1 protein-coding gene is annotated in these 312 nt (G+C 34.3%); it reads left to right on the forward strand.

Annotated features, from left to right (window positions below; all coding sequences use genetic code 11):
- Window positions 1-312: hypothetical protein (locus tag AOA61_RS31925; RefSeq protein ID WP_218197384.1), on the forward strand; the 312-nt coding region annotated here is incomplete at both ends.

The following is a 312-nucleotide window of genomic DNA, read 5'->3' on the forward strand; positions in this document are numbered from 1 at the left end:
CAGACTATTATCATCATAGAAAACCAACCCAATACTCTACTAATTCGAGAACTGCTTGCCTCCAGTCTATCGCCTGAAGAAACACTCCATGTACATTTTATCAATAACTTTTCCTATTACCAAATGTATGGTGAATTTTGTTGTGAAAGTACATTATCTTATTTCAGTGAGTTTATTGAACCTTTTCAAAAACAAAACAGACAAATTCGGACATGGGCTCATGTGGAATGGGAAGATCAAAAGGATATACTACCAAAACTTATACATCACGAACATGCCTCTGATCACTTATTAAAAGGTACTGGTTTAATA

This window comes from Pseudomonas sp. 2995-1 (genome assembly GCF_002742505.1).
Taxonomy (GTDB): Bacteria; Pseudomonadota; Gammaproteobacteria; order Pseudomonadales; family Pseudomonadaceae; genus Aquipseudomonas; species Aquipseudomonas sivasensis.